Source organism: Rhodococcus phenolicus (assembly GCF_001646785.1).
GTDB classification, from domain to species: Bacteria; Actinomycetota; Actinomycetes; order Mycobacteriales; family Mycobacteriaceae; genus Rhodococcus; species Rhodococcus phenolicus.
In genome coordinates, this window is sequence record NZ_LRRH01000097.1 from 1 (window position 1) to 1,370 (window position 1,370).

The following is a 1,370-nucleotide window of genomic DNA, read 5'->3' on the forward strand; positions in this document are numbered from 1 at the left end:
ACCCCGTACTGGGGCACCCGGTCCGAGCTGATGGAGGTCGTGGACCTGGCCCGCGCGGGCCGCCTGGACATCCACACCGAGACGTTCACCCTCGACGAGGGCCCCACGGCCTACCGGCGGCTGCGCGAGGGCAGCATCCGCGGTCGCGGCGTGGTCGTCCCGGGCTGAAACCCAGAATGCACTTGACCTCCTGGATCGCCTTCGTCACCTGGATGCGGCGGGGGCACGCGTCGGGGCAGTTCACGGTGGTGCGGCAGCGCCACACGTCTTCGACGTCGTTGAGGATGGCGAAGACGCTCGGCGGCGCCCTCGTCGCGGCTGTCGAAGATGAACCGGTGCGCGTTGACGATGGCGGCGGGACCGAAGTAGCTGCAAGGCGAATTCGGCCCCGACCGTGCATGTGCCGTTCGAGCATCTTGATGCGGTGGACGTGGTTTCGGTGGCGTCAGAGCTGTAAGGCAGCGTCAGTGCATGGTGGCGACGAGCCGACAAGCGACAAAAGGTTCTGCTGCAGTTAATTATTCGCAGCCGATACCGTCGTTGTCACGGTCCAGATGCGAGCCGTAGCCCGGTTCGCCGATGTACACCGGCGCGGCACCCGCGGCCCGCGCGGCGGAGCAATTCTTGTAGTACACACTCGACGGGGCCTCCACGACTGGCGGCGGGGTGTACACGGGGGGTGGGGTGTAGACCGGCTCCGGGGTGTACACCGGAGGCGGCGTATAGGTCGTCGGCGGAGGTGTGTACACCGGCGTGGGCGCCACGTAGGGAGTGGTCGTGGGGGTCACACTCTGCGTCGGCGGGGGCGCGACAGCGGGTGCAACCCGGGTTGTCGTCGTGATCGGCGCCGTCGTTGTCGCCCGCGGTGTCGTGGTTGCCCGCGTCGTTGTTGTCGCCGCAGGTGTCGTTGTCGTTGCGACGACCGAGGTGCTCACAACTGGCGACGCCTCCTGGTCGTCTCCGGCGGCGTTCCCCAGGACTCCAATAGCGAGTACGGCGGCGGCGCCCGTGCCGGCAATGATCGGCCACTTCTTGCGGCCGCGCGGCTTATGTGCCCCTGCATTCGGATCGTTCGGTCCGCCCGGGTACTGGCCTGGTGAGTTCATGGGAGTCCTGTTCTGCGTATGTACTTACATGCAGATCGACGGCCCACATCGACGTGTTACACAGGCCACAAGCAAACACGGTGCGATGGTTGGATGTTCGACACAGATGATCGCGGACAGCATCTGGATGAGACGGCGAGCGAACCTCCCCGTGCCGGCCGTGGCGGGTGGCGGTCGACGGGGACGGGGAGGCACGCGACGGCGCTCAGGTTGCGGAGTTGACCGCGTGGATGCCGGAACTCACCCGCGCGACCCGGCCGGGTC

General features: G+C 67.2%; 2 protein-coding genes and 1 pseudogene. 1 reads left to right on the forward strand and 2 read right to left on the reverse strand.

Going from position 1 to position 1,370, the window contains the following annotated elements; translation table 11 throughout:
* On the forward strand, nt 1–168 hold a 168-nt coding region (locus tag A8G15_RS32005), incomplete at its 5' end, for a zinc-binding dehydrogenase (protein WP_342671593.1).
* Here the strand turns inward: A8G15_RS32005 and A8G15_RS30125 are convergent.
* Together A8G15_RS30125 and A8G15_RS32010 are read right to left on the reverse strand one after the other, a co-directional pair.
* Nucleotides 164–371, reverse strand: a pseudogene (locus A8G15_RS30125) (succinate dehydrogenase iron-sulfur subunit); the annotation flags it as partial. The gene A8G15_RS32005 and the pseudogene A8G15_RS30125 overlap by 5 nt on opposite strands.
* 147 nt (nt 372–518) lie before the next feature.
* Nucleotides 519–710, reverse strand: a complete 192-nt coding sequence (locus A8G15_RS32010; RefSeq protein WP_068165454.1) for an excalibur calcium-binding domain-containing protein — start codon at nt 708–710, stop codon at nt 519–521.
* Nucleotides 711–1,370 lie beyond the last annotated feature (660 nt).